The following is an 8412-nucleotide window of genomic DNA, read 5'->3' as shown; positions in this document are numbered from 1 at the left end:
GAGTAAACAAAAAGCACATTCACCGAAGTGAATGTGCCGTTCAAAATCTCCACCAATACGATTTGACAGAGACCCAATAAAATTTACCCACTAACTGATTTGACCGCTATGTTTAATCACGCTGCGTTGTCATATGAATTTGAAAAGTTAACAAGAATGATGCTGCCAAGAATACTGTGACCACTAAGTAAGGATAATGATAATTCATATCCAGTAACATCCCTGACATTATTGGCCCGATCACATTACCAACGCTAGTCAGCGACATGTTTAGCCCGTTAATCAGGCCCTGACTAGTTGTGCTGGCCTTAGTTAACAAGGTCGTAATTGCCGGTCGCAATAAATCAAAAGACGAAAAGACAATTAAAGTTGCCACAACAACTTCCCATTTAGAATGGGCCAAAATAATCCAAATCGTACCCGCAAAACTAAAAAAGAAGCAGTAACGAATCAGTTTGGTCTCCCGAAAAAGCACGACTAACCGGTCAAACAGTGCCACTTGCATAATCAACGAAATTGCCCCATTTAGAGTCAACACTAAGGCAATGTTATTTAACGTAAAGTGAAAAACTTCATTAACGTAAATACTGTAAATACTTTCGAACCCTTGTAAACCAAATGATGAAACTAAGATCATAATAAAAAGTAAAATAATCGGTTTAGTTAAAAATGACTTAACTCCCGTTTTTGTACTCTTAGTTTTCCGGGCCGCCACAATATCCGGCGCTAGTAGGTCATCTTCTTTAGGTAATAAAGTAATTAGCGCAATCATACTAAGCAGACCTAAAAATCCAGCACTCCAAAAAGGTGCCTTATAATCAATTTTAGCAAGCAGACCACCAATTCCGGGTCCCAAAATTAAACCACCACTAAAAGCGGCCGATAACCAGCCCACAACCCGCGCCCGCTGACTTCGCGTTGTAATATCGGCGGCCATTGCCATCGCAGTCGGTACAACCATTGCCGCCGACAAACCACCAACAATGCGTGATAGATTAAACATGTAGAGATGATTCGTTAACGCAAATAAAACTTCCGAAACCATGTATAAGAATAATCCGCTAACTAAAACTGGTTTACGCCCGATTCGGTCAGATAAACGACCAATCACTGGTGAAGCAATGAATTGCGCTAAGGCAAACAGTGCACTCATAATTCCAATATCAGTGGCCGATAAATGAAGTTCATTTTTAATAAACGGCATAACTGGAATAACCAAACTAATTCCCAAGCACACCAAAAACTCGCTAAAAATCAAAATGAAAATAGCGCGTTTCACCTTTTTTGTCACGTCACCCACTCCTTCAACATAAAAAAACAATACTTGCCAGTATACCGATAATAGCGTGCTTTTGTCCACTAATTGGCGCTATAAAATATAGTAGACCCACGGAACATTAACCTAATGTAGCACGCTGGCCCCATTTAATTGCCAGATCAATCAAGGCCTTTTCCTGACTAGTTAGCAGGCGATCGCGCTTATAGGCAATAAACGTCTCACTTTGTAATTCTTCAGTTGCTAATTGAAATGTATTTAATCGCGCCTTGGTGGGGTGGCTTTGCCAGACGGACCGTGGTACCAAAGTTGCGGCAGCAAAATTATGCTGTACTAATTTGATTGCAGTATTGAGACTGGCCGTTCGTAAAATCACTTTGGGATAAATATTATTCTTAGTTAAATATTGATCAATAAATCGTTGGAACCCAGAATTTTTATTTTCCATAATCATCGGCTGATTATCAATCAACTCATGACTACTGTTAATCAAACGCAACTTTTTGATTTGCGCCTGATAAGCTGGGTGGCTAGGTGACAGGACTAGACAAACCGGCTCCCGGTATAACAGTTGATAATGAATCTGACTATTATCAATTGGTAAGACACCAATGTAAAGATCCAAATTATCATTAATTAACTCGGTTTCAACCTCACTGCTGGGGTATTCAACAAGCCGCAGATCAACGTTAGGGTAAGTAGCGTGATATTCAGGTAATAACCGGGGCAAAATTTGCTCACCTAACGATTGGGTAACGCCAATCGTTAGACGCCCGTGCCCGGCCTCATTCAAGACTGCTAAGCCATGGTATAAAGAATCATACTGGGCCACAATATGTCGTAAGCGGTGTAAATAATACTCTCCCGAATAAGTTAACCGTAACGGATGATGCCGCCGATCGATTAACTGAACACCTAGTTGTTCCTCTCGCTGGCGAATTAATTTACTCAATGCTGGTTGCGTCATAAATAACATTTCCGCCGCGGCAGTAATGTTACCGAGTTTGGGAACTGCTTCCAGAATTGAAATAAACTGTTTATCTTTTTCAAGTGGTGTCATAGCGGGCACTCCTTTTTTAATCTCAACTTATGCCAATAATAGCATACTTTTAGTATAAAATAATTATTTCACAAATTAGTTTATTTGTTTAATAATGAAGTTGTAAAATGCTTACTTGCTTAATAAATAAGCACTTTTAAAATTAATGTTTAGGCAACAAATAATTATCATACCAATAATCGCATATTAAATGTAAGGGAGTTCTTCTAATGAAATTTATCGGTATCGTTGGTACTAACGCTGATTTTTCGTATAACCGGCAGTTACTACAGTACATGCAGACTCACTTTGGTCCTAAGCAAGAAATTGAAATTTGTGAAATTAATCATCTGCCACTTTTTAATGAAAATATCGTCAAGCAACCACCTGTTAGTATCACTCAATTGGCCGCTAAAATCAGCTCTGCAGATGGTGTCATCATCGCAACACCGGAATACGATCATTCAATTCCAGCCGCTTTGAAGAGTGTCTTAGAATGGTTGTCTTGCGAGTTACATCCTTTTAACCATAAACCAATTATGATTGTTGGTGCCTCTTATGGACCCCAAGGTGCTTCCCGTGCGCAACAACATTTACGCCAAATTTTGGATTCACCTGGTTTAGGTGCCTTTGTGCAACCGGGTAACGAATTTCTATTAAATTACGTTAAGGCCGCCTTTGATGAGCAACATCAATTAAAGGATCAACAAACAATTAGCTTTTTAGAAAGTTGTTTTAACAATTACTTAGATTTCACGACTTTAATTAATCAGAAATACCAAAAGAAGGTCACGCAATTGCCACAAGAATCACAAATTACTTGGAATGGTGCCTATGATGTCATTGTTGTTGGTTTCGGTGCCGCTGGTGCTACGGCTGCACGTTTTGCCGCAGACAACGGCGCCAAGGTACTTTTAACCGATGTTGCTCCAGAAGGACACGAAGGTGGTAACGTTCGCTATGCCGGCCAAGTCGTTGCAACCGGAACGGATTATACTAAAATGCTCAGTTATTACAAGGCAATGTTAGGTCCAATTGATCTGGATGATACGCTGCTACAAACCTACGTTCAGGGCATGATTAATATGCGTAGTTATTTTAAGAATTATCTAGACGTGGAACCAGTCAGCTACAATGATACCTATAAAAATGGAAGTCACGGTGAAGTCGCAAAGGATTTGGCTCCAGAATACCCTGAATTCCCCGGTTCTGATACTTTTGATCTCAGCATGGTCCACGAAGGCTTTTTTGACGCCGCCTTATGGAAAAATCTCCGGCAGCACGTTGTTGATCGAACTAATAATATTGATGTTTGGCTGTCCTCTCCCGCACAGCACCTAGTTCAAGATCCACTGACCAAAACGATCACTGGCGTTACCATTAAACGCAATGGCCAAAATGTTAATATTCAGGCGAAAAATGGTGTTGTACTAGCCTGTGGTGGCTTTGAAACGGATAAACAAGCAATCCAAGACTATTTAGGTGCTCCACATTTGGCACCAATCGGAACACTTTATAATCAAGGCGATGGCATTAAAATGGCCGAAGAAATTGGTGCCGATATGTGGCACATGAAGAGTTACGAAGGATTAGGCCTACTTTCAGGAATGACCTTTGCAACTCACCCTGGTGAACGTGGTAAATTAATTTTAGCGCCATGGAAAGATCTTTATACTGGTAGTATTTTTGTTGTTGGTGATGATGGTAGTCGCTACTTCCGTGAAGACGAAGCAAATCGTCACGGTCGTTTGTACAGTCACGGTACTTGGCGTATTCCAACCGCCCAAGACCATCCTTACCTAATTTTTGATCAAGTTCAATTTGACCAATTTAAGGCCGCCAAACAGTTACCTGAACAAGATTTCTTTGAACGTGTCATTCAGGCCGCTAATTTACCTGAATTGGCCCAAAAGACAAATCTCAATGCGGCAACCTTGCAACAAACAGTCGCTGACTTTAATACTTTTGCCAAAACTGGCCACGATTACAGTCAACACCGTGCCGCTAAAACGATGCGGGCTTTAACTACCGGTCCATATTACGCAGTTAAACTGGAATCGGGAATGCTAAATACGCAAGGCGGACCACGGCGAAACGCTAACGCCGAAATTTTAAACACCCAGCTCCAACCAATTCCCCACTTATACGGAGCTGGCGAACTCGGTGGCGCTAATGCCAATCAATATGCTGGCGGCAGTAATCTTGCCGAGTGTTTAATTTTCGGTAAAATTGCTGGTGAAAATGCAGCTAAAGAAAAAACGACGTCAGTCAGCACCCCAACGACTCTTAACGCTAAGGTTGATTTAGGCAGTAACGACCTAGCTCCTGAAGATTCGCTAAAGGACATCAGTGTTGGCGAAAATCAATATTTGGGTGTCAGTGATACCGGAATTGGTGGCCAGGTGGTAGTTCGCGTGACCTATACCAACCAGCAAATCAAAAACGTCGAGGTTGTCAAGCAAAGTGAAAGCGAAGACGTTGGTAAGGCGGCCGTAGAACAGTTACCGGCCAAAATAGTTGCCGCAAATAGCTATACAGTTGACGCTATTTCAGGCGCTTCTGCTTCTAGTAACGCCATTAAAAGTGCCGTTAAAAATGCGTTAACCAAGGCAAAAACAACCAATTAATTTACTTGATTAGCTAATGTACCAAATAAAAAGCGGTCTAAATTCAAGTTATTTCTAACTTGAATTTAGACCGCTTTAATTACTCAAAATAACTTATATAATTGTTGCTTGCAACAGAGTTATGTCAAATTAAACTCGTTCAATCATTAAAATGACAGCGACTGTGTAGGTCCTTTTGGATAAATTCGGTTAAATAAAGCCATTAATTCTAGTTTTCGTTGTGATTTTGGAATAAAGACACCAATTTTTTCCAAGCTATAGCCCGCAACAATGTTCTTATCATCAAAAACAACTGGATTCTTTAAAAGCTGTGGCGTCGCTAAAACAGTATCGATTAATTCATTAAAGGTTAAATTATTGTCAAGTTGTGTCGACTTTGCTACCTTAGACTTTTTGGCAATTAAATCATCTGTTCCACCCGTTGCCATTAAAAATAAATGGGTTAACTCTGCTTTAGTTAACGGTTTTTGAATAATGTTACGTAGTTTAAATTCTAAGTGCTGTTGCTTAAACCACTTCATTAATTTATTTTTTGCCGGATCACTAGTGTGAAAATACATTGTAATCATGCAGGTGCCCCCTTAATTACAGATTGTTACACCCAAGAATAGACTAATATCAACCAAATGCAAGGGATTTTTAAATAATTTATAATTAATTATTTAAAATAGAACGTATTCTACTAAATTAAATCGGCCCCCAACTAGTCTTAGATTTCTAGTATAATGAAAGTGATTTCATTCTGTCACTAACTCACAAGTTATTACTATGGAGAAATAAATGTCCCAAGCAACTAATAAATTACTACTTATGCAACAATTCAGTCGCTTATTCAATTTTTCATTTTTTGAATTTAGTATTCCTGGCTGGCGGCTGACATCGCAAATGCAGCGAAACACTGCGATTACTTTAAATCAACAAGAAATTAAAAACTACGGCAAAGTACTTACGTCAAAACAACCACAAATATTTAGACTACAGCGCACTAACGCTTTAATTTTAGCAATTCCAAAATTAGAAAAAAACAAACTAAGCGGCACTTGGCTCTGTTTCATTCCCCTTGATTCAGCAAATTTTGTTCATACAGTAACGGACAAATCCGATGCAAACAATCTGGCGGCCACACTTTACCTAGCACTCTACCACGTTCCTTCACCAGTTAAATTGAATTTAACCCAGCGACTTGATTCGCTTGTTACGCACTACGCAATGCGTGATCTTTTGCTGGAAGAACTTAAAACTGACGAAACAACGCATTACTACGACATGGATGAGCTCTACAAACATGAATTACTAATGTTAGAAGCAATCACCGCCGGAAATTTACAACGTGCTGAAGCATTGATTGACTACCTGCTTCAAGTACCTGAATACGTCGGTATGCTTAGCTCTGATCCGATAAAACGTGTTAAAGAATTCATCATTGTAACGGTCGTTATTAGTTCTCGAGCCGCTAATGCCGCTGGTGTTCCTTCTGGTGAATCCTATTTTAAAGGGGATAAATTAATTCGGGAGGCCGAAAAGCAAGTTGATTTAACCAATTATAAAGACTTCACCCGTCAAATCGTTGCCTATTACACCAAATTGACGATTCGTTATCGTCAACAAGAGTCACCTTATATTTTCAATATTGAGCAATACTTGCAACAACACATCTATCAACCAATCACTGTCGCAACTATTGCCCAAAAGCTCAATGTTAACGCAACTTACTTATCTCGATTAACAAAGAGTAAGACTGGATTAACCTTAAAACAATATATTTTAAAGCATAAAATCACTGAGGCACGCTACCTACTACAATTTTCAACTCGCTCAGTGCAAGAAATTTCTCTGATGTTAAATTTCTCTGATCCTAGCCACCTAACCCGCGTCTTTCGCCAATATACCGGTAAAACTCCTTCTGAATACCGCAAACAAAGGAAGTAGCAAGGAAGTGGGGCAAAAGTCAGTTTTGGCGCACGTTCTAGAATAGCAGTCGAAAACAGTAAAAGGCCGGGACTTTTTGTCCCAGCCTTTTACTGTTTTCGAAGAACGTGCGTAAAGCCTTAATTTTATTTTCATTTTAAAATTTGAATACTCGACCCTTCGTTAATTTCCGGGTAGGCCTTTTGTTCAACGTACATCGTTCCGGCCAATTCGGGCTTAGTTGAACCGTCAAATACAATTGAAATGTGCCCAAGATTACTTAAATTGGTCATGACCTCATTACCGACGGCTGTAATTGTATACGCTTGATCATCAATTAAGAGTGTCATTCCTGGCTTTGGTGTTGCCTTAACCGGCATAACATCAATCAAGTAACAAGAAGAACGTAACGCGTCCGGAGCCTCTTTACCAAAGAAAATCACCATATTGATTTCTTTAAAGCCCTTTGCTTCAGCACCAATTTCAGTAACTGTCGTTTCAAAAATTGTCGTCTTAACACTTTCCATTTTAACCTACCTCCTTTTATTTTGCGTACAAACCAAAGCTAGCTACCCAAGCAACTAAAACTCGCGGAACCCCGTTAATAAAGCGTGAATAAAGTACCGATGGAACCCCCACTTCAACGGTTTTAGAATCTGCTTCTTCTAAACCTAAACCAACTGGAATAAAGTCACAGCCATTTTGTGTATTAATGGCAAATAATGCTGGTAAAGCATACTGTGGTGGAATTGTGCCCTTACCGATTTCTAAACCAATTAACGTTCCGATAACTTGGCCAATAACTGCTCCTGGCCCAAGCAACGGTGATAGAAATGGCAGCGAACAAACAAACCCGATGACACAAAGCCCAACTACGTTACCGGCCAGTGGCGACATTAATTTCGCAAAAATTTTACCAATTCCCGATCCTTGAATAATCCCGATTAGTAATGCCACAAAAGCCATAAAGGGAATAATTGTATTGATAACCGTTTGAACTGATTCCTTAGCAGCTTGATTAAAAGTTGCCACAACTTTACCGGCGCCAGTACCAATCTTGGCAATAAAGCTAGTGTGGTGTAGCTGCTCAGTAAGCTTCTTACTGGAATCATATTTAGGCGCTGTGGTTTCCTCAGTTTCCGAAATTGGCGCCGTAACTGCAGTTGTTGCGATCGTCTCTGTACTATCATCAACCAAGGCAACTTGTTTATCGGTAACAGCAGAAACATAAATTTCCGGGTGAATAAATTTCTGTAATGGGCCACTTTTACCAGTTGGCAAAACGTTGACCGTTAAAATTCCCTTTTTAGGGTAAATACCACAACGTAACGTACCGCCACAATCAATAATTGCCAGTGCCGTTTCTTCATCTGGAATCGATGTTTTGAAACCATCAACGGCCTTCATACCGGTCAATTTTTCGATGCGGTCAACAATACTCGGTCGTTCACCACCTGTAACATAGATAAATTGATGTTTTTGTTCAGTCGGTGTAATAATTAGTGGCCCACCATAACCGCCACTGCCTTTAGTGATTTTTATACTTTTCCAAGCCATAATTA

The 8412-nt window shown here is 39.9% G+C and carries 7 protein-coding genes; 2 read left to right on the top strand and 5 right to left on the bottom strand.

The features are described 5' to 3' along the window. Window positions 1-112 precede the first annotated feature (112 nt). Together EKM61_RS06730 and EKM61_RS06725 are read right to left on the bottom strand one after the other, a co-directional pair. Window positions 113-1291, bottom strand: coding sequence for an MFS transporter (locus tag EKM61_RS06730; protein ID WP_068225850.1), 1179 nt, complete (start codon window positions 1289-1291; stop codon window positions 113-115). A 106-nt stretch (window positions 1292-1397) separates the two neighbouring features. Beyond that, entirely contained in the window at window positions 1398-2336 is a 939-nt protein-coding gene (locus tag EKM61_RS06725) for a LysR family transcriptional regulator (RefSeq protein WP_068225851.1), read from the bottom strand. Between the two features lie 209 nt (window positions 2337-2545). Between EKM61_RS06725 and EKM61_RS06720 the strand changes: the two genes are divergently transcribed. Next, complete coding sequence (locus EKM61_RS06720) at window positions 2546-4942, top strand: NAD(P)H-dependent oxidoreductase (RefSeq protein ID WP_068225852.1); 2397 nt, start codon at window positions 2546-2548, stop codon at window positions 4940-4942. A gap of 146 nt (window positions 4943-5088) precedes the next feature. Here EKM61_RS06720 and EKM61_RS06715 read toward each other — a convergent pair whose 3' ends face one another. After that, complete coding sequence (locus tag EKM61_RS06715) at window positions 5089-5511, bottom strand: ArsC/Spx/MgsR family protein (RefSeq protein ID WP_068225853.1); 423 nt, start codon at window positions 5509-5511, stop codon at window positions 5089-5091. A gap of 211 nt (window positions 5512-5722) precedes the next feature. Between EKM61_RS06715 and EKM61_RS06710 the strand changes: the two genes are divergently transcribed. Then, the gene (locus EKM61_RS06710) at window positions 5723-6871 is read left to right on the top strand and encodes a helix-turn-helix domain-containing protein (protein ID WP_068225854.1); all 1149 of its coding nucleotides are present in this window, start codon (window positions 5723-5725) and stop codon (window positions 6869-6871) included. Between the two features lie 131 nt (window positions 6872-7002). On the opposite strand, the gene EKM61_RS06705 is transcribed toward EKM61_RS06710, so the two are convergent. Together EKM61_RS06705 and srlE are read right to left on the bottom strand one after the other, a co-directional pair. After that, complete coding sequence (locus EKM61_RS06705) at window positions 7003-7377, bottom strand: PTS glucitol/sorbitol transporter subunit IIA (RefSeq protein WP_068225855.1); 375 nt, start codon at window positions 7375-7377, stop codon at window positions 7003-7005. 16 nt (window positions 7378-7393) lie between these two features. Continuing rightward, a complete protein-coding gene (gene srlE / locus EKM61_RS06700; protein WP_068225856.1) occupies window positions 7394-8407 on the bottom strand; it encodes a PTS glucitol/sorbitol transporter subunit IIB in 1014 nt (337 codons plus the stop codon). Between the last annotated feature and the right edge of the window lie 5 nt (window positions 8408-8412).

The organism is Loigolactobacillus backii, from assembly GCF_003946275.1.
Classification (GTDB): Bacteria; Bacillota; Bacilli; order Lactobacillales; family Lactobacillaceae; genus Loigolactobacillus; species Loigolactobacillus backii.
The sequence above is the reverse complement of the archived record's forward strand: the minus strand, read 5'-3'. Positions and strand labels throughout refer to the sequence as shown.